At 60.5% G+C, this 19,082-nt stretch carries 19 protein-coding genes; 9 read left to right on the top strand and 10 right to left on the bottom strand.

The features are described from left to right. Positions 1–11 precede the first annotated feature (11 nt). The 3 genes from ACXAH8_RS02170 (at position 12) to ACXAH8_RS02160 (ending at position 2,412) form a co-directional block, all read left to right on the top strand. The gene (locus tag ACXAH8_RS02170) at positions 12–878 is read left to right on the top strand and encodes a helix-turn-helix domain-containing protein (RefSeq protein WP_475215684.1); all 867 of its coding nucleotides are present in this window, start codon (positions 12–14) and stop codon (positions 876–878) included. Between the two features lie 80 nt (positions 879–958). Further along, positions 959–1,141 (top strand): hypothetical protein, encoded by a 183-nt coding sequence (locus ACXAH8_RS02165; RefSeq protein WP_170373905.1) that lies wholly within the window; start codon positions 959–961, stop codon positions 1,139–1,141. A 290-nt stretch (positions 1,142–1,431) separates the two neighbouring features. After that, positions 1,432–2,412, top strand: coding sequence for a GlxA family transcriptional regulator (locus ACXAH8_RS02160; protein WP_475215682.1), 981 nt, complete (start codon positions 1,432–1,434; stop codon positions 2,410–2,412). Positions 2,413–2,514: 102 nt separating this feature from the next. Here the strand turns inward: ACXAH8_RS02160 and ACXAH8_RS02155 are convergent, their stop codons facing one another. From ACXAH8_RS02155 to ACXAH8_RS02145, 3 genes are read right to left on the bottom strand one after another with little or no spacing between them, the layout of a single operon-like run. Further along, on the bottom strand, positions 2,515–3,561 hold the full coding sequence (locus ACXAH8_RS02155; protein WP_475215680.1) for an aldo/keto reductase: 1,047 nt from the start codon (positions 3,559–3,561) through the stop codon (positions 2,515–2,517). 34 nt (positions 3,562–3,595) lie between these two features. Then, entirely contained in the window at positions 3,596–4,054 is a 459-nt protein-coding gene (locus ACXAH8_RS02150; protein ID WP_475215678.1) for a DNA polymerase III subunit chi, read from the bottom strand. Between the two features lie 4 nt (positions 4,055–4,058). After that, positions 4,059–5,525: a leucyl aminopeptidase gene (locus ACXAH8_RS02145; RefSeq protein ID WP_475215677.1), complete on the bottom strand. Its 1,467-nt coding sequence runs from the start codon at positions 5,523–5,525 to the stop codon at positions 4,059–4,061. 229 nt (positions 5,526–5,754) lie between these two features. Here ACXAH8_RS02145 and lptG point away from each other — a divergent pair, with 229 nt between their 5' ends. The 5 genes from lptG (at position 5,755) to rsmA (ending at position 12,150) form a co-directional block, all read left to right on the top strand. Next, on the top strand, positions 5,755–6,855 hold the full coding sequence (gene lptG, locus ACXAH8_RS02140; protein ID WP_170373910.1) for an LPS export ABC transporter permease LptG: 1,101 nt from the start codon (positions 5,755–5,757) through the stop codon (positions 6,853–6,855). Beyond that, on the top strand, positions 6,855–9,017 hold the full coding sequence (locus tag ACXAH8_RS02135) for an LPS-assembly protein LptD (protein WP_475215676.1): 2,163 nt from the start codon (positions 6,855–6,857) through the stop codon (positions 9,015–9,017). The genes lptG and ACXAH8_RS02135 overlap by 1 nt, the downstream gene beginning before the upstream one ends. After that, positions 9,008–10,261 carry a peptidylprolyl isomerase gene (locus tag ACXAH8_RS02130; protein WP_475215675.1) on the top strand — a complete coding sequence of 418 codons (1,254 nt, stop codon included), beginning with the start codon at positions 9,008–9,010 and terminating at the stop codon, positions 10,259–10,261. Before ACXAH8_RS02135 ends, ACXAH8_RS02130 begins: the two co-directional genes overlap by 10 nt. Next, a complete protein-coding gene (gene pdxA, locus ACXAH8_RS02125) occupies positions 10,258–11,223 on the top strand; it encodes a 4-hydroxythreonine-4-phosphate dehydrogenase PdxA (protein WP_170664991.1) in 966 nt (321 codons plus the stop codon). The genes ACXAH8_RS02130 and pdxA overlap by 4 nt, the downstream gene beginning before the upstream one ends. An 84-nt stretch (positions 11,224–11,307) precedes the next feature. Beyond that, on the top strand, positions 11,308–12,150 hold the full coding sequence (gene rsmA / locus ACXAH8_RS02120) for a 16S rRNA (adenine(1518)-N(6)/adenine(1519)-N(6))-dimethyltransferase RsmA (protein ID WP_475215674.1): 843 nt from the start codon (positions 11,308–11,310) through the stop codon (positions 12,148–12,150). Positions 12,151–12,305: 155 nt separating this feature from the next. Here the strand turns inward: rsmA and ACXAH8_RS02115 are convergent, their stop codons facing one another. From ACXAH8_RS02115 to prfA, 3 genes are all read right to left on the bottom strand, one after another. Further along, complete coding sequence (locus ACXAH8_RS02115) at positions 12,306–12,887, bottom strand: DUF4167 domain-containing protein (RefSeq protein ID WP_475215673.1); 582 nt, start codon at positions 12,885–12,887, stop codon at positions 12,306–12,308. Positions 12,888–13,128: 241 nt separating this feature from the next. Further along, the gene (gene prmC, locus ACXAH8_RS02110; protein WP_475215671.1) at positions 13,129–13,974 is read right to left on the bottom strand and encodes a peptide chain release factor N(5)-glutamine methyltransferase; all 846 of its coding nucleotides are present in this window, start codon (positions 13,972–13,974) and stop codon (positions 13,129–13,131) included. Further along, positions 13,971–15,026 carry a peptide chain release factor 1 gene (gene prfA / locus ACXAH8_RS02105; protein ID WP_475215669.1) on the bottom strand — a complete coding sequence of 352 codons (1,056 nt, stop codon included), beginning with the start codon at positions 15,024–15,026 and terminating at the stop codon, positions 13,971–13,973. Before prfA ends, prmC begins: the two co-directional genes overlap by 4 nt. 63 nt (positions 15,027–15,089) lie before the next feature. On the opposite strand from prfA, the gene ACXAH8_RS02100 reads away from it, so the two are divergent. Further along, on the top strand, positions 15,090–15,371 hold the full coding sequence (locus ACXAH8_RS02100; protein WP_170458634.1) for a hypothetical protein: 282 nt from the start codon (positions 15,090–15,092) through the stop codon (positions 15,369–15,371). A gap of 7 nt (positions 15,372–15,378) precedes the next feature. Here the strand turns inward: ACXAH8_RS02100 and ACXAH8_RS02095 are convergent, their stop codons facing one another. From ACXAH8_RS02095 to ACXAH8_RS02080, 4 genes are all read right to left on the bottom strand, one after another. Continuing rightward, a complete protein-coding gene (locus ACXAH8_RS02095; protein WP_475215667.1) occupies positions 15,379–15,780 on the bottom strand; it encodes a DUF1499 domain-containing protein in 402 nt (133 codons plus the stop codon). Between the two features lie 65 nt (positions 15,781–15,845). Beyond that, the gene (speB, locus tag ACXAH8_RS02090; RefSeq protein WP_475215665.1) at positions 15,846–16,793 is read right to left on the bottom strand and encodes an agmatinase; all 948 of its coding nucleotides are present in this window, start codon (positions 16,791–16,793) and stop codon (positions 15,846–15,848) included. An 89-nt stretch (positions 16,794–16,882) separates the two neighbouring features. Then, positions 16,883–17,857 carry an agmatinase gene (gene speB / locus ACXAH8_RS02085; protein WP_475215663.1) on the bottom strand — a complete coding sequence of 325 codons (975 nt, stop codon included), beginning with the start codon at positions 17,855–17,857 and terminating at the stop codon, positions 16,883–16,885. Between the two features lie 11 nt (positions 17,858–17,868). Further along, a complete protein-coding gene (locus tag ACXAH8_RS02080; RefSeq protein ID WP_475215661.1) occupies positions 17,869–19,032 on the bottom strand; it encodes a M20 aminoacylase family protein in 1,164 nt (387 codons plus the stop codon). Positions 19,033–19,082 lie beyond the last annotated feature (50 nt).

Below are 19,082 nucleotides of genomic sequence, written 5' to 3'. Positions count from 1 at the left end.
TTTATCTACTTATGATAGATAAAATCGACAAAAGAGTTCGCGCAGTGCAGTTTCGCCAGCGACTTTCCCGCGCGATGGAGGACTCCAGTGTCAGCCAAAGCGCCCTCGCTCGACATATCGGTGTCGACCGCTCGACCGTATCACAGCTACTGACCGATGAGGGCGCCCGCCTGCCCAACGCCCATGTGGTCGGCAGTTGCGCCTCTGCTCTGGGCGTCTCAGCGGATTGGCTGCTAAGCCTGTCAGATCGCCCCGAAAGCGCCGCGGAACTGCTGGCGAGCTCTCTGACCATGACCGAAGCCCCCCGTGCCCTTGTCGATGAGCGTATTTTCCAATGGCATCAAGAGGCTGCGGGCTACAAAATCCGTTACGTGCCCGCCACCCTGCCCGATATGCTCAAGACCCGCGCGATCCTCGAATGGGAATACGCCCCTCATTTGGGCCGTACAGCAGATCAAGCAATCGGCGCGTCCGAAGATCGCCTGTCCTGGATGCGTAGCGCCCAGTCGGATTATGAGATCGCCATGCCCCTATTTGAGATCCGAAGCTTTGCTCTCGGAACCGGCTACTACGAGGGCCTGCCTTTGCCAGTGCGTCTAGAACAGATCGACCACCTTCTGGACCTCAGCGAGCAGCACTATCCCCGCCTGCGCATCTATCTGTTCGATGCCAAACGCCTGTATTCCGCACCTGTCACGATATTTGGCCCGCTTCTTTGCGTCTTCTATGCGGGCAGCCACTATATGGCCTTCCGCGACCGCGACCGGATCGAGGTGTTCAGTCGACATTTCGACACCCTGATCCGCGAGGCTGAAATGACCGCCCGCCGTTTCCCCGAATACCTGCGTGGGTTGCGGGCCGAGATTGCAAAGGGCTGACGCCTCAAACGTGCGGATTTTCAGATCCTGTAGTATAGTGACACCGCGAACGCGCAGACACTCTACGGAGGATGATCAGAATGGACGCACTACAAACCGCTCAATATGCACGCGCCCTCTATTCCGCGCACGGCGACCGGGCCGAGGCGGAAGCCGCTCAGAAGATGCGCGAATGTGAGGCCGCGGGAAACACGCAAGAGGCCAAAGATTGGCAAGCCGTCCGCCGCACAATCCGCCAGATCCGAGGCCCGAATCAAGGCTGACGCCCTAGCTCTACGCGCTTGTAGCGCCATCAAAATCAACACGCTCCGCCCATCCGGCTCGCGGGCCAATTCGGCTGGCCAGCCGATCGAAACACGGTGTCCGGCCCAGTCTGATGGGCGGGTTCCTAACAATGGAATACCTGCCATTTTCCGGGCAAAAACGTTTTCCCCAAGTTATACCCAGTTTTGACCAAAGTTTTCCCCAGGCTTCTCCCCGGATTCCGATTTGCGCAACCGCCGCCTCTGACGCAGCCTTGTGGAAACACTTGTCAGAATGCGAATCGAACTTGATGAAATCCGCAAAAAACATACTGCAACCGGAACATCGCGCCCTGAAAACGGCGCTTTTGGTGCTGGATGAATGCAGCACGCTCAGCTTCGCCTCGGCCGTGGATCCGATGCGTGCGGCCAACCGTTTGGCCGATCGCCCGGCCTTTGATTGGGACTATGTGACTCCGACAGACGAGCCGGTTTTGCTGACCAGCGCGCTCACCGTTCCTGGCATTCCGCTGGCCCGTCTGCAAAGCTGCGATCTGATAATCGTCGTTGCCGGATTTCAAATGGCCCGCCAAGCAACCCCCAGCCTTCTCGCGGGATTACGGCGCATCGCGGCCACGGGTGCCACCATGGCCGGCATAGACGGAGGGCCCTGGCTGCTGGCCGAGGCTGGTCTGCTCGATGGTCACAACGCGACCACCCATTGGGACGATCTTGACAGTTTCGCGAGCCGTTTTCCCAAGGTCGATGTTCAGGCAAACCGCTTCGCAATCTCAGAAAACCGTCTGACCTCGGGCGGAGCTGTTCCCGCGGTCGAGATGATGCTGCACATCATCGCCGCACGTCATGGCGCAGGCTTTGCCGCGCGTGTCTCAAACCAGTTCCTGTACGAAGGCGCTCCGGCCCAGACCAAAACAGACACACCCAAGGCGAACCACCACTCCGCGCTGACCTCCATGGCCAACAGCCTGATGGAGGCCGCCCTCGACGACCCGCTGCCACTGGCCCATATCGCCGACCGATTGGGCACCAGCCCGCGCACCCTGCAGCAGCAGTTTCGCCTGCGCCTGAACACCACGCCGCAGGACTACTACCTGCAGCTACGCATGGCCGAGGCCCGCCGTCTGGTGACCGATACCGACATGTCGCTGATGGACGTGGCGCAGGCCACCGGGTTCACCTCGCAATCCAGCTTCGCCCGCGCCTTCCGCACCGCCCACGGTTTGTCGGCCCGTGACCTCAGACAGGATAGCGCGCACCCCACCCATCACTGACCGGATCCACTTCATCTGGCCGGAAATACCTCGGGGGAGGCGCGCGGCACGCGCGGCGGGGGCAGCGCCCCCTAGATCGCTTCGAGAAAAACCCGAAACGTCTTAATACGGCATCGGATGCGCTTTGTGCGCCGCATCGATCTCGGCCAGAACCTCATCCGACAAGCGCAGATCGATGCCAGACAGGATATGCTCCAACTGCGCCACTGTCGTCGCGCCAAAGATGGCTGACATCATGAACGGACGGGTCCGGCACCACGCCAGCGCCATCAATGTCGGGTCCAGCCCATGCCGCGCGGCGATTTGCAAATAGACATCAACGGCATCAAAAACCCGCTCGGACTTGCGCCCCCCCAGTTCAGGCGTCAGTGACATGCGCGAGGCTTCGGGAATGGCACCGCCCTGATATTTGCCGGTCAGCAAACCCGTTCCCAAAGGCGAGAACGCCATCAGGCCTACATCCTCATGAACGCTCAACTCGGCCATGTCCGTATCAAACAATCGGCACAGAAGCGAGTATTCGTTCTGAACCGACGCCACCCGAGGGGCGCCCATCTGCTCGGACAAGCGCAGCCATTGCGCTGTCCCCCAGGCGCTTTCGTTGGATAGACCAAAAGCCCGAATATTGCCTTTGTCGACCTGAACCTGAAGCGCCTCCAGACACTCCTGCATATTCTCCAGCACTTCATCGGTGTTGTGCCCTTTCGGAGAGAACGTCCAGTTCTGCCGGAACATATAGCTGCCGCGATTGGGCCAGTGAAACTGATAGAGGTCGATATAGTCGGTCTTCAAACGCTTCAGTGAGCCCTCGATGGCCTCGGGGATTGTCTGAGCGGTGATCGGCGCGCCGTCGCGGACAAAGCCAAGCCCCTCGCCCGAGTGTTTGGTGGCCAGAACAAAATCCCCCCGGCGCGCGGCATTGGCCGCGTTCCAGTTGCCAAGGATTTCCTCGGTCCGACCAATGGTCTCTTTGGCAACCGGATTGACCGGGTACATCTCGGCGGCGTCGACAAAATTGATCCCGGCTGCCAGCGCCACGTCCATCTGCGTGTGCGCGTCCGCTTCCGAGGTTTGCGATCCGAATGTCATCGTCCCGAGACACAGATCAGACACCATGATCCCGGTGCGGCCCAAAGGCTTCATTTCCATTTGTCGCTCTCCTGATTTCCGCAACAGCCGCGCGCTAGGCTTCGGCTTTCTTCTCCCAACGACCCGATTCCTCGGACCAGTACTGCGCTGAACACCCCGCGCCGGTCAGCGCTTTCCACTGGCCGCGCGCATGTTGAACGGCTTCCATGTCATTGCCATCGAACAGAATGCAAACCCGGTCCAGCGCGGCGACCTCATCCGGGTCGACCGCCGCCCCGTCCACCGCCATCACGCAGCTGGCATCATTTGCGGCCTGCATGTCCGACGTCAGCAGGATCGGTTGCATCGCATCATGCGGCCCACCGGCCCGACCGTGCGGCAGGAACCCGTCCTCGGGTCCCAGCCACAGTTTTTCGTCCAGCCAGTCCAGCCGGGCAGGATCAGTCCCCCGCACGGCAATCTTCCACCCGGCCTGACGCGCCTTGTCCAGCAGGACCGGCAAAGTATGCTCCAGCGGTTGACCGGTCAGGTGATAGAAATAGACGGCCCCCATAGGTTTACTCGAAATTGTCCTGCACAAAGCGGCTCAGCGCACGCACGCCCCAGCCTGTTGCCCCTTTAGGGGCATAAGATGTCTCAGCCGCGACCGAGGCGACACCGGCGATATCGAGGTGAATCCATGGCGTTTCTTCCTTGACGAAGCGTTGCAGGAACTGCGCCGCGGTGATCGAACCGGCAGGCCGTCCGCCCACATTCTTCATATCGGCGATGCGCGATTTCAGCTGCTTGTCATAGGCCGCGCCCAAAGGCAGCCTCCACGCGCCTTCGTCCTCGGCCTTGGCCGATTTCAGAAAGGCATCGCAGAAGGTGTCATTGTTCGAGAAGACACCCGCATTCTCATGGCCAAGTCCGATGATGACCGCCCCGGTCAGGGTCGCCAAGTCGATCATACCGACCGGAGAGAACCTTTCCTGCGCGTACCACATCACGTCGCACAGAACCAAACGGCCCTCAGCGTCTGTGTTGATGATCTCGACAGTATCGCCCTTCATTGATTTCACCACGTCGCCCGGACGGGTCGCATTGCCCGAGGGCATGTTCTCGACCAGCCCAACAAGACCGACCACATTGGCCTTGGCCTTTCGCTTGGCCAACGCGCGCATGGTACCGGCCACAACGCCTGCACCACCCATGTCCATGGTCATGTCTTCCATGCCACCCGCAGGTTTCAACGAGATCCCCCCGGTGTCGAACACAACGCCCTTGCCGACCAGAGCCAGAGGCGCATCGTCTTTATCGCCCCCGTTCCACTGCATCACCACAACTTTCGACGGGCTAACCGAGCCTTGCCCAACGCTCAGCAGCGTGCGCATGCCCAGTTCGGCCAACTTGTCTTCCTCTAGCACCTCGACCTCGAGGCCCAGCGATTTCATCTCGTCCAGACGGTCGGCGAATTCGGTAGTGGTCAGGATGTTCGCAGGCTCATTCGTCAAGTCGCGGGTCATCCGCACACCGTCGGCAACCGCATACATCGGTGCAAAGGCCGCCTCGGCCTCGTCATGCTTGCTGTGACTGATCGCGACCGAACCTGTCGCATCGCTTTCCTTGGTCTTGTGGACGTCGAAATCGTAGCTGCGCAGAGCGATGCCCATCGCCAGATGTTCCACGCGCACCTGATTGCCCGCCATCACCAATAGGTCTTTGCCACCGGCCAGTTTTGCCAATGCCGCCCCCGCTTTGCGCGCTTCATCCACTTCGGGGCGGCGTGGCAGAACCACGATATCCAACGCTTGCGCGGCCATACCAACCGGCCACGCCAGAGAGATCACATCCCCGGTTTTCACCTTTTCGAACCGATCACTTTCCACCAATCGAGCAACCGCTCCACGGGTCAGTTTGTTGGCACGTCGCACGGCTGGGCTCATCTTGCCATCGGCGGGAATGATGATTGCCACGCGCCCTTCCGCCTGCGCCATGGCATCCACGTCAAAAGCCTCAAAACGGATTGGTACCAGACTGCTCATAGCAAACTCCTCAAAATCTGTTCCCCAAGACCTAGCCCGCGCTGCGCGGCTTGACCAGATAGCAGTTTTCCCCGCCCGCCATTTGCATTAAGGTCCTGCAAAAATAAACGGCAGGCTCGGGGGAGATCTAAGTGGCACCAAACGGCAGGCATTCGCTGTCGCGCATGATGACATGCATTGGCGATCCGGGCGTGAACCCCTGCGTTTCAAGCCCTGAGAGGGTCTTTCCGTGATCCTCGACCGCTACTTCGCGCGCCGCTTTCTTCAAAGCTTTGTGGTCATCGGCGGCATCTTTCTGACCCTGATGATTCTGATCGACCTGATCGAACAGCTGCGCCGCTTTGACGACTATGACCTGTCGGTCGGCCAATTGCTGGGCCTGACACTGCTCAACACCCCTGCCGCGATCAGCGAGATGCTGCCCCTGCTGATTATCCTGTCCACCATCGCGCTGTTCGTTGGGCTGGCGCGCACCTCAGAACTGGTGGTGACCCGCGCCACCGGACGCTCGGGCCTGCGGGCACTGGTGGCCCCCGTCACCCTGGCCCTTATGATTGGCATTCTGGCCGTTGCTTTGCTGAACCCGATCGCCGCTGCCACCTCGGAAGAGTTCGAGCGTCTATCGGATGCCTATCGCGACGATGGCAGCTCTGCCCTGTCGATCAGCCGCGAGGGGCTATGGCTGCGCCAAAGCTCGGACAATGGCCAATCCGTGATCCACGCCAGGGGTACATCGAACGGGGATACTCTGGGTCTTGACGATGTGACCATCATCACCTTTTCGGGCGGCGGAAAGCCAAACCAGCAGATCGTGGCCGAACGCGCGGAGCTAACCAACGGAACCTGGGTTTTGACCGACGCCAAACTCTGGCCGCTGCGAGACGACCTCAACCCTGAAACAAACGCTGTTTCGCATGAACGTCTTGAGCTGCCGACCACGCTGACGCGCGAACGCATTCTGGACACGCTGGGTAAGCAGGACTCGGTCTCGGTCTATGATCTGCCCAAGCTGATCCGAGATTTGGGTGAGGCCGGGTTTTCGACCAAGCAATATGAGGTCTGGCTGCATGTCCAACTTGCCCGGCCCCTGTTTCTGGTTGCCATGGTCCTGATCGGAGCGGCCTTCACCATGCGCCATGTGCGCTTTGGTGGGACCGGTGTAGCGGTGCTGACGGCTGTTCTGTTGGGCTTTGCGATCTATTTCGTGCGCAACTTCGCGCAGATACTTGGCGAAAACGGCCAGCTTCCGATCTACGTCGCCGCCTGGGCACCGCCCTTTGCAGCGATCCTACTCTCGCTTGGCCTATTGCTGCACGCGGAGGACGGCTGATGCGACGTTTTCTGCCGTTTGCAGCGACCAGCCTGCTGGCCCTGACCTTGCCCCTTGGCCTGGCCGCGCAGAATCTGTCCGATCTAACCGTCACCCAAAGCCCAGCCCAAGAGGAAGAACCGGCGCTGCTTGTAGCCGACAAGATTTTTATCACGCCCGAACGCAAGCTTGTGGCTGAAGGCAATGTCGAGGCGTTTCAGAGCAACGTCAAACTCAGCGCCAATCGTATCGTTTACGACCGCGAAACTGGAGAGCTGACGCTGGATGGCCCCGTCCGCATTGATCAGGGTGGGCAGACGACTTTACTGGCGGAGTCGGCGCAACTGGACAACGGGCTTCAGAATGGCCTGCTGGTGGGCGCGCGGATGGTGTTCGAGCAGCAGGTACAAATTGCATCCGTTCAAGCACGCCGCGCCGGAGGGCGCTATACGCAATTCAGCAAGATCGCTGCAACTTCGTGCCACGTTTGCACCGATGGGAGCCCGCCGATTTGGCAGATCAGGGCGCGCAAGGTCACGCATGACTCGTTAGAGCGGCAACTTTACTTTGAGGGGGCACAATTGCGGGTGTTGGACGTTCCCGTTTTCTACTTCCCCTATCTGCGCCTGCCCGACCCGACGCTGGAGCGTGCAACCGGTTTTCTGGTACCGTCCATTCGCACCACTTCGCAGCTTGGAACCGGGGTGCAGGTGCCGTATTTCTTTAAAATTGGCGACCATAAGGACCTGACCCTAACGCCCTATGTCTCGCCCAAAACCACAACGCTTGGCTATCGCTATCGACAGGCTTTCGTGAATGGTCGGATCGAGATCAACGGCGCGCAGACCCGGGACGACATACAACCGGATCAGGATCGCGGTTATCTGTTCGCCGAAGGCTGGTTCGACTTCAAAAACGACTATCGCTTTACATTCGATCTGCAGACGGCCTCGGATGATTCCTATCTTGCCGATTACGGTCTGCCCGATTTGGACCGCCTCCGCAGCGAAGTTGCGCTAGAACGGATCAAGCGCGATACGGCGTTCCGGACCAGCTTCATTCACTACAAGACGCTGCGTGACAGCGAAGATCAGGATGAAATCCCCTCGCGCATTTTCGATCTGAACTTCCAAAAGCGCTATTTCCCAACCTCCGTCGGCGGAGAGGTCCGGGTGAACGTCATCGCCCACGCGCATGAGCGCACCAGCGATGAGGACGTGGTCGGACGCGACGTGGCGCGCACAACTTTTGACGCCGAATGGCTGCGCAGCTGGACTTTTGCCACCGGATTGCGGGCAGATGCGTTGTTCGGTGCCTCCATTGACGCGTTCAACATCCGCCACGACAGCAATTTCCCCACGCAAGAAACCCGGACGACCCCTCGGGCCGCCCTGACCTTGCGCTATCCGATGACACGCCGCGAAAAATCCGGCGCGACGCAGTTTCTGGAACCCATCGTTCAGTTCGGCTGGACGGATGTCTCTGACAATGACGTGCCTATCGACGAAAGCACGTTCCAGGAATTCGACGAGGGCAACCTACTGTCACTGTCGCGCTTTCCGGCCGAGGATCGCCGCGAGGACGGCGCAACCGCCGCTGTTGGCGTCAACTGGGCGCGCTATGGTCGCGGAGGCTGGCAGGCGCTTGCCACGGTGGGCCAAGTCTTTCGTGCGGATGCCGATCCGGATTTCACTCTGACTTCGGGACTACAGGGCACATCGTCCGATATCCTACTGGCCGGTCAGCTCAAAACCGCCAATGGCTGGTCTTTGGCCGGTCGCGGAATTCTCAACGGTGACCTTAGCTTTGCCAAGGCCGAGCTGCGTGGAGAGTGGGCGAAAGAAGGTTCAGCCTTCACCGGCAGCTATATCTGGCTGGAACCCGACCCGGCTGAAAACATCGAAGAGGCGGTCTCCGAGGTCTGGCTGCGCGGGCGCTATCAGGTTGACCAGAACTGGCTGACCCGGGCCGAGGCCCGCTACGACCTGAACGAATCCGAACCCATTCGCCTGGGCCTCGGCGTGACCTACCAGAACGAATGCGTTCGGGTTAACATGTCCGTAAGGCGGCGCTTTACTTCAACATCAACTATTGAGCCTTCGACCGAATTCGGCTTTACCGTATCCCTGACAGGATACGCCCTCGAAGGCGCTGGTAACACTTACAAGAGAACATGCAGTTGATATCAACTTTCTCACGGTTTCTTCGTTCCGCTTCGATCCGGCTGGTGCTTCCGGCCCTGGCCGCTACGACTCTTACTTTCACCGCGCCCCATACGTTTGCGCAAAGCCTGTTTTCGCCAGCGATCCGGGTCAATCAGGACGTGGTAACTTGGTATGAGTTGGAGCAACGTCAGCAATTCATAAACGCACTCGGTATCTCTGGCGGGTCCGAGGCCGAAGTCCGGCAAGCACTGATTGATGACCGCTTGCGCAAACAAGCCGTGCGCGAAGCCGGGATCGAGGTCCCGCCCGAGGCGATTCAGGCGGGTGTCGATGAATTCGCGGCCCGCGGGCGCCTCAGCACCGAGCAGTTCCTGCAATTGCTGGCCAACGAAGGCGTCGATCCGGAAACGGTCCGCGATTTCGTCGCCGATCAGCTAACATGGCGCAACTATATCAGCGCGCGTTTTCTGTCTCAGGCCAACCCCTCCGAGGAAGAGATCAACCGTGCTCTGGGTCAGGGCGGCGGTGGCGGACTTCAGGTCTTGTTGTCTGAAATCATCATTCCTGTAAACCAGCAGACCCTCGCCCAGACCGAGCTTCTCGCTGAAGAAATCGCCAATCTCGAAGGGTTTGACGCGTTTTCGGCTGCGGCTGCGCAATACTCGGCTGCAGAAACCCGCAGCAATGGCGGCCGGCTCGACTGGCTGAACCTGTCCGGTTTGCCCCCAGCACTGCAGCCCGTGGTTCTGGGCCTGAAGAATGGTGAGATCACTAGCCCGATCGCTCTGCCCAACGCCATCGCTCTGTTCCAGATGCGTGGCTTGCGCGAAGTTTCAACCGGCACGCCCTCCTATTCCAAGATCGACTACGCCATTTACTACATGGCCGGCGGCCGTAGCGCTGAGACTTTGGCAGCTGCCGCGAAACTGCGTGAAGAGATCGACACCTGTGATGACCTTTACGGTATCGCGCAGGAGCAACCGGCCGAGGTGCTGGAGCGTGTCGACGCGGCTCCCTCCGAGATCCCGCGTGATATTGCGGTCGAGCTGGCCAAGCTGGACCCGAACGACGTCTCGACCACGCTGACACGCAACAACGGCCAAACACTGATGTTCCTGATGCTGTGCAACCGCACCCGCAATCTGGGCGAAAATACCTCTCGCGCGGATGTCGCGAATGCGCTGACGCAACAGCGCCTTCAAGCCTTTGCGGACAGCCTGCTGGAACAATTGCGCGCCGACGCCAGCATCATCGAGCAATGAGCGCGCCCATTGCGCTCAGCTGCGGCGATCCGGCGGGCATAGGCCCCGAGATCGCCGCCAAAGCATGGGCGGAATTGCGCGACGCCTGTCCCTTTTTCTACATAGGCGACGTCGCGCACCTGCCATCAGACACACAAGCCAAGCTGATCAGCGACCCGGCCGAGGCCATCTCGGTTTCCCAAACCGCGCTACCAGTTTTGCAGCTGAACTTCCCAGCCCCCAACACGCCCGGCCAACCCACGCCAGCCAATGCACCGTCGGTCATTGATGCCATCGAACAGGGCGTTTCCCTTGTGCAATCCGGCGCGGCCTCGGCCCTGTGTACGGCCCCGATCCACAAAAAGGCGCTCATCGACGGGGCCGGTTTCTCCTACCCTGGCCACACCGAATTTCTGGCGGCTCTGGCAGGCCGTGAACGGGTGGTGATGATGCTGGCCAGCGATCAGCTTCGCGTCGTGCCCGCGACCATTCACATCCCCTTCTCCCGTGTCCCGCAAGAGCTGACCCCGGCCCTGCTGCACGACACGATCGAGATCACCGCCACCGGCCTACGCTCCCAATTCGGCATTGAGGCCCCGCGCATCGCCGTGGCTGGCCTGAACCCCCATGCGGGCGAAGGCGGCAAGATGGGAACTGAGGAACTGGACTGGATCGCCCCGATGCTAGCGAACCTGCAGCCCGAGGGCTACAGCGTGACCGGCCCACATCCCGCCGACACTATGTTCCATGCTGCCGCGCGCAGCCGCTATGATGCAGCAATCGCGATGTATCACGATCAGGCCCTGATCCCGATTAAAACGCTGGATTTTGACCGGGGCGTGAATGTCACCCTGGGCCTGCCTTTCATCCGCACCTCGCCCGATCACGGCACTGCTCTGGACATCGCAGGGCAAGGCATCGCCAACCCAACCAGCCTGATCGAAGCACTGAAACTCGCGCAGAAGATGGCACAAAGCGCTTGATCCTTCACCTGGCTGGAAATATCCCCGCCGGAGGCAAAAAATCACTGGCGCTGACACCCCCAAACGCGTCACGGTAACCGTATCATGAGCGCTATCGACACCCTCCCCCCCCTACGTGAAGTCATCGCGACCCACCAGCTGTCCGCCCGCAAATCGCTGGGCCAGAACTTTCTGCTTGACCTGAACCTGACCGCCAAGATCGCGCGCCAGGCCGGAGACCTCAGCACTTGTGACGTTCTGGAAATCGGCCCCGGCCCCGGAGGCTTGACCCGTGGGCTGCTATCTGAGGGCGCGCGCAAGGTCGTGGCGGTGGAAAAAGACACCCGCTGCATCGCCGCCCTGAACGACATCGCCGCCGCCTATCCCGGCCAGTTGGAGGTGATCAACGGCGACGCGCTGGAAATCAATCCGCTGGAACACCTGACCCCACCGATCCGCGTTGCGGCCAACCTACCCTACAATGTCGGCACCGAGCTACTGGTGCGTTGGCTGACCCCGCTGGAATGGCCACCCTTCTGGCAGAGCCTGACCTTGATGTTTCAGCGCGAGGTGGCCGAACGCATCGTCGCCCAACCCGGAAGCAAAGCCTATGGTCGCCTTGCGATTCTCGCCCAATGGCGAACCGAAGCACGTATCGCCATGTCTCTGCCCCCCGGTGCGTTCACCCCGCCGCCCAAAGTCTCCAGCGCGGTGGTTCACCTGACCGCCCTGCCGGAGCCGCGCTATCCAGCCGATGCCAGCACCCTTTCCCGCGTCGTTGCCGCGGCATTCAATCAACGCCGCAAAATGCTGCGTGCCTCATTGAAAGGTGTGGCGCCTGATATCGAGGACCGCCTGATCGCAGCCGGCATCAAGCCTACCGAGCGGGCCGAACAGGTCCCGCTTGAGGCCTTTTGTGCCCTCTCGTGCGAAGTCAAAAAAACCTAAAGCGTTTTGCGTTTTAGCTGAGGCAAAGCCACCGAAATGCGTGTACGACCGCAGGGAGAGGCAGCGTATTTCGATTCCAATCAAACGCAAAGCGATCTAGGCGCAACAAAAAAGCCCCGGAAAAAACCGGGGCTTTCTTCGTATCCGTGCAGGGCTTACTCGGCCGCTTCGGGCGCGTCCCCGTCGGTTTTTGGCGCTTCCTCAGCCGCAGGTGCAGCTTTGGGCCTGCGCGGCGCACGCGGTTTGCGCGCGGGCTTTTCCTTCTTCTCAGGGGCCTGAGCGCCTTTGTCTTTGCTCTCAGGGGTCTCAACTAACCCGCTTTCCGGTGCAGGTTCAGGCGCGTTGAAATCCATCACATCTGGCTGCGGCGCCTCGGCCGGATCAGCCTGACGGGCGGCTTCACGCTCCTGACGCTCGGCGCGTTCACGGTCGCGTTCTGCCTGACGTTCGCGGTTCTGGCGCTCCTGCTCTTCGCGGCGCGCTTCAATCTCGCGCTGTGCTTCGCTCAGCATCCGCAGATAGTGTTCGGCGTGTTGCTGAAAGTTCTCAGCCGCGACACGGTCGTTGGACAGCTGTGCGTCGCGCGCAAGCTGGTTGTATTTGTCAATGATCTGCTGCGGTGTGCCACGCACCTTGCCCTCGGGGCCCGAGCTGTCGAACACACGGTTGACGACGTTGCCGCCAGAAGGACGATTGCGGTTATTTTTGGCCCGCGAGCGGGATTTGGAAGATCTCATCTTACTTTACGTCAGCCTTATCAATTCGCTGCCGATCAACCCGTACCTTACGCTGCTCAGAGGCCTGTCCCGTAACGTGTCATCGGCTTTTTTGGGCTTGGCGTCAGGGGCGCGCTGAACCAGCGTCAACCTCTCCGACCATTCCTGAGTAAACATGTCCTGCCGCCTCAGACAAGAGGTTTCTGGGATATTTCGCAGCTTTTTTACAAAGACCGGCGCTTTTCGGCCTCAAACGCTGCCTTCAACCCAGGATTCTGCCCAAAACAACACGGTCGCGCCCATCCAGATCAGGGATGACGCGGATATCCGACAAGCCAGCGGCATCGAACAAGGCCGACACGTCCTTGGCCTGTGTCGGCCCGATTTCAACCAGCAAGCGCCCGCCCGCCATCAGGAAATCAGGTGCACCCGCCGCGATCCTGCGATAGGCGTCCAGCCCGTCCCCTTCATCGGTCAAAGCCATGCGCGGTTCATGCTCGCGCACTTCGGGCGACAGGTCCTGCATTTCGGACAGCGCGATATAGGGCGGGTTCGAGACGATGAGGTCAAACTGCCCCTCAATCCGCTCGAACCAATCCGAGCGCACAATCTCGGCCCGGTCCTGCACATTGTGCTGCACGGCGTTGGCGCTGGCCTGCAAACAGGCCGCTTCGCTCAGATCTGCCCCCAGGCCCGTGGCACTGGCGCGCTCCGCCAGCAGCGTCACCAGAATACAGCCTGAGCCGACCCCAAGGTCCAGAACATGGTCAAACGGCTCGCTCAGCGCGGCTTCGATCAGCGTTTCGGTTTCCGGGCGCGGGTCCAGCACATCGCGGCTGACGCGGAAGTTACGACCGTAGAACTCACGTTCCCCCAACAGATGCGACACGGGCACCCGGATCGCGCGAAGCGACACCAGTTGCTCATAGCGTTCGGCGATGTCGGGCGACAGCTCCTCGGGTGCGATCAGAGTGACGCGGCTGGCCTCAATTCGGGCCGCGTGCGCCAATAGAACCCGCGCGTCGCGGGCCGGGTCATTGACACCGGCAGCGCGCAGGCGGGCTGTTGCGGCAGCCATCGCCTTGGCGGCGGTCAGGGCCGCAATCATTGCGCCATCTCGGCCAGCAGCCGGGCCTGATCATCCGCGGTCAGGGCATCGATCACCTCATCCAGATCGCCCTGCATGACCTGATCCAGCTTGTAGAGCGTCAGGTTAATGCGGTGATCCGTCATCCGGCCTTGCGGGAAGTTATAGGTCCGGATCCGCTCGGACCGATCGCCCGAGCCCACCTGACTGGCCCGATCCGCCGAGCGTTCGCTGTCGATCCGCTGACGCTCCAGATCATAGAGGCGTGTTTTCAGCACCTGCATCGCGATCTCGCGGTTGCGGTGCTGCGATTTCTCGGAGCTGGTCACCACAAGACCGGTCGGCAAGTGGGTAATCCGCACGGCCGAGTCGGTGGTGTTCACGTGCTGCCCCCCGGCTCCGGACGACCGCATCGTATCAACGCGAATGTCATTGGCGTCGATCTGGATGTCGACATCCTCTGCCTCGGGCAGAACCGCAACCGTCGCCGCCGAGGTATGAATACGCCCACCGCTTTCGGTTTCGGGCACGCGTTGTACGCGGTGTACGCCGGATTCGTACTTCATCCGCGCAAAGACATTGTCGCCTTTGATATGCGCGACGACCTCTTTGATGCCGCCAAGGTCCGAGGCCTGTTCTTCGATGATCTCGAACCGCCATCCCCGCGCCTCGGCATAGCGTTGGTACATGCGCAGCAGGTCCCCGGCGAACAACGCCGCTTCATCCCCGCCGGTGCCGGGACGGATTTCAAGCATGGCCGGGCGCGCATCCGCTGCGTCCTTGGGCAGCAGCGCCAATTGTAACGCATGTTCGGCCTCGGGAATACGGGACTGAAGCTGGGGGATTTCCTCCTCGGCCAGTTCCTTCATATCCGGGTCGGCCAGCATCGCCTCGGCCTCGGCCAGATCCGAAACCAACTGGCGCCATAAAAGGATCTGATCGACCACCGGTTTGAGGTCGGAATACTCTTTCGCCAAGGTCGCGATATCCCCGCCCGAGGCGCCATCAGCCATGGCGGCTTCGAGGTATTGGAATCGCTGGGTTATCTGCTCAAGGCGTTCTTCGGGGATCATCCGGCGGGTGTCTCTTAATCTGGGGCTTTGGTCAAGGGCCAGCCTTGTGCTAAGCTTTCGATCATGAAGGGGTTGGTTTTCATTTTTTCGCTGCTCGCACTACCCGCCATGGCCGACTATGTCGGGCCGGATGGAAAGGTTCGCGATTGCTATTGCACTGACAAATCAGGCTCGCGGATCGAGTTGGGGCAAATGATCTGCCTGCAGGTTGATGGCCGGATTTTCACCGCGCAATGCCAGATGTCGTTGAATGTACCGATGTGGCGCGAGGTGCAGGAAGGATGCCTGTCCTCGGATTTGGATTGGCCTGATCTAGATCAGACCCTCAAGACATCCGCGTCCTGAACACTGCCTACATCTGCGCCAGCCACCCATCAACGCGGGCCTTGTTCACCCCGAAATCCTTGCGGCCAAAGCGCAAGCGGCCATGGATGCGCAACACGTCTCCGTCCTGCTGGGCTGTGGTGTAGTCGGGGAAGCCGATGATCTTTGTGCGGGTGATATAGGTGATCCGCCCCTCACCCACCGACCCCGCCAGAAATGTTGTACGCGGCGCGTTGCGGGCAATGGCATCCAGCCTCGCCAACCCCTCTGGCCCTGTTTCGACCACGCGCAGTACGCCGCCTTGCAGATCCTGGTTGGTCTCGGCCTGAGGGGCAACGTGCCAGTCCACCGGATCGGAGGGCGCGAGCCGGATATAGGCTCCCAGTGCGATCACCAGACCAACAACACCCAAAATCAGCATGCGTTTCATTCCGTCTCTGTCCTTTTTCTGAACCCTATGCGGAACAGATGCCGTTTCAAGGCGAACCCGGCCAGCTACCGTGACGTCACACCGGGCAGAATGCACAGAAGTTCGAACAGAAGATTGGCGGCCGTAAGGGCCGTGTTCCCCGACGGGTCGTAGGGCGGAGACACCTCCACCAGATCGCAGCCCACCACGTTCACGCCGTGCAGCGCGTGGATCAGCTGCATCGCTTGCGGGGTAGTCAGCCCTCCGATCTCGGGCGTGCCCGTACCGGGGGCGTAGGCGGGGTCCAGACTGTCGATGTCATAGGTGATGTAGACCGGGTGATCGCCGACCGTCTTGCGGATTTGCGAGCCGATCTGCGTGAGGTTCTGCTGCCACAACTCCCACGCGGGAAATTGCTGGAAGCCCCAGCCCTGCGCCTCGGTAAAATCGGTAGAGGCATAGCCCGAACCGCGAATGCCGATCTGAAAGGTCTTGTCGGGGACGATCAGCTTTTCCTCGTGGGCGCGGCGGAAGACGGTGCCGTGGGTCTCACGCTCGCCAAACATCTCGTCGTTTACATCTGCATGGGCATCCACATGCACAAGGGCGACCGGCCCGTGTTTGGCGGCAATCGCGCGCAGGATCGGCAGGGTGATGGAGTGATCTCCGCCCATCGCCACCGGGATCACATTCTGCGCAAGGATACCGTCATAGCTGTCTTTGATGATCTTGAGGCTTTCCGACAGCGAGAACGTATTGATCGCCAGATCGCCGATATCCGCAATCTGCAACGTATCGAACGGGGCTGCCGAGGTGGCCATATTATAGGGCCGGATCATCGCGCTTTCGCTGCGGATTTGCTTGGGGCCGAACCGTGTGCCCGACCGCCACGAGGTGCCGATATCCATCGGTATCCCCAACAACGCCACATCCAGCCCGGCCAGCGAGGTCGCCTGCGGCAGCCGCATGAACGTGTTCGGCCCGGAGAACCGCGCCAGATCATTGCCGCTGATCGGTTGATTTTTTTCAGTCATGTGCAGTTGGTTCCCATCCCATCAGATCACGTTTCTCAACACATACCGGAAACTTGGCTAACCATTGGTTAACGCGCTTCGATCCCCGTTTACTTTTTCTCGGCCATCAGCCGGTTCCACCCCAGCAGACAGATGATCTGCGTGGCCACATGCGCGCCTGCAATCGCCGTCGCGCCGGAGGTGTCATAGGGCGGAGAGACCTCGACCACATCTCCGCCCTTGATGTTGATCCCGGCGATGTCGCGCAGAATGATCTGCGCCTGAATCGAGGACAAACCGCCCCAAACCGGCGTCCCGGTCCCCGGCGCAAAGGCTGGGTCCAGGCCGTCGATATCGAAGCTTAGATAGACGGGGCGGTCGCCGAGTATGGATTTGATCTTCTGCGCCACGGCGGCGGGGCCGGCTTCGTAGACCTCGCGCGCGTCGATGATGTTGACGCCCAACGTATCCTCGTTGCTGGTGCGGATACCAACCTGAACCGAGCGTTTCGGGTCCACGATCCCCGATTTCACCGCTTTGTAGAACATGGTTCCATGATCGACGCGGGACATATCATCGTCCGCCCAGGTATCCGTATGCGCATCGAATTGCAGCAAGGACATCGGGCCGTATTTCTCGGCATAAGCTTTCAGGATCGGAAAGCTGATATAGTGATCCCCACCCAAGGTGACCGAGGCCACATCAGCCGCCAGAATCGTGCGGATATGATCGGTCAGCGTGTCGGGAAAGGCCGGAATATTGGCGTAGTCATAGGCCATATCGCCATAGTCAACGATCGCCAGCTCGCTCAGCGCGTCAAAGGGCCAACCGTATGGTGCATCGGGGGATTGCAGGGCGCTTGCCTCGCGGATTGCGCGGGGGCCGAGCCTTGTGCCGGGGCGGTTCGTTACCGCTTGGTCAAAGGGTACGCCGGTGACAGCGATATCGACGCCCTTCAGATCCTTGGTGTAAAGCCGCCGTAGGAACGAGGTCGCGCCGCCGAACGTGTTCTCATAGGACAGGCCCTTGAGGTCGGGGTTGGTAAAGGCCTCATCGACCTGATGCTTTGCGTCTTCCAGTGCCATGTCTTGTCCCTTCAGCCCAGCGGCTGCGCCTTTTCCACGATCCGGGCAAAGAACGAGGCCCCGACCGGTGCGATATCATCGTTGAAGTTGTATTTCGGGTGGTGCAGCCCGGCGCCCTCACCCTGACCCAGAAACAGATAAGCCCCCGGACGCGCCTGCAGCATGTATGAGAAATCCTCGGCCCCCATGTCGCGGCCCATATTGTCGACAACGCGGTCGTCGCCAGAGACCTCGCGCGCCACGTCCGCGGCAAAGGCCGTTTTCTCGGCGTCATTGATCGTCGCCGGATAGCCGATCTGATAGTCCAGCGTCGCCTCAACCCCGTACGAGGCCGCTTGCCCTGCCACGATCTGCTCCATCCTCTCCATCACCATCTTCTGAACAGTTGGGTCAAACGTGCGCACGGTGCCGTTCAGGTAAGCCGTGTCCGGAATCACATTGTTCACCGTTCCGGCGTGAATCTGCGTGACGGAAATCACCAGATCCTGCACCGCATAGTGGTTCCGGCTGACAATCGTCTGGATCGCCTGCGCAATCCCGCAGGCCGCCATGACCGGGTCCTTTGTCTGGTGTGGCAAAGCTCCGTGGCCGCCCTGCCCTTGCACGTGGATCTCGAACGTATCCACAGCGGCCATCAGAGGTCCGGCGGTCGTGTAGAAGGCGCCCTCGGGGTTTCCCGGATCATTGTGAATGCCATAGACCTGAGAGATGTCGAACCGGTCCATGATGCCTTCCTGCACCATCACATCCGCGCCGCCGCCTTCTTCTTCGGCCGGTTGAAAGATCAGCGCCACACGGCCTGCGAAATTCCGCGTCTCGGCCAGATAACGCGCAGCCCCTAACAGCATCGTGGTATGCCCGTCATGCCCGCACGCATGCATCTTGCCCGGGTTCTTCGAGGCATATTCAACGCCCGTCTCCTCGGGGATCGGCAGCGCGTCCATATCGGCCCGCAACCCGATGGTCGGTCCTTCGCCCTGTCCATTGATGATCGCCACCATCCCGGTCTTGGCAATGCCTTCGTGCAGCTCATCCACGCCGAACTCCCGTAGACGCTCGGCCACGAAGGCGGCTGTCTCATAGCATTCGAACTCCAGTTCAGGGATCGTGTGCAAGTGCTGGCGCCACTTGGCCATATCGGCGGCAAAATCGGCAATTCGGTTGACGACGGGCATCTGGGGTGGACTCCTGATCGGGACTGCGGAATGGATGCATCTGACACCGG

The organism is Ruegeria sp. ABV3_008, from assembly GCF_056161185.1.
Note: the sequence above shows the minus strand (reverse complement) of the source record. Positions and strands in the feature narration are given on the sequence as shown.